The 229-nt window shown below is 67.2% G+C and carries 1 protein-coding gene; it reads right to left on the bottom strand.

Going from position 1 to position 229, the window contains the following annotated elements; all coding sequences use genetic code 11:
- Positions 1-229: phosphopantetheine-binding protein (locus KVT45_RS55920; RefSeq protein WP_217562812.1), on the bottom strand; the 229-nt coding region annotated here is incomplete at both ends.

Raw genomic sequence — 229 nt, 5'->3', positions numbered from 1 at the left:
ACCACACCCGCCGACACCCCAGCACCCTCCACCAACCGCGCCACCCCAACCACCGTCGGCTCCGCAAACACCTCACGGACGCCCACCGACACCTCCAGGACGGACCGGATACGCGCGATCAACCGCATCACCAGCAGCGAATCACCACCCAGCTCGAAGAAGCTCCGCTCCACACCGACCTGGCCCGGTTCCAGGTCCAGAACCTCGGCGAACAGGGTGCGCAGCGCAT

The sequence above is a fragment of the Streptomyces sp. GbtcB6 genome (assembly GCF_019091475.1).
Lineage (GTDB): Bacteria > Actinomycetota > Actinomycetes > Streptomycetales > Streptomycetaceae > Streptomyces > Streptomyces hyaluromycini.
The sequence above is the reverse complement of the archived record's forward strand: the minus strand, read 5'-3'. Positions and strand labels throughout refer to the sequence as shown.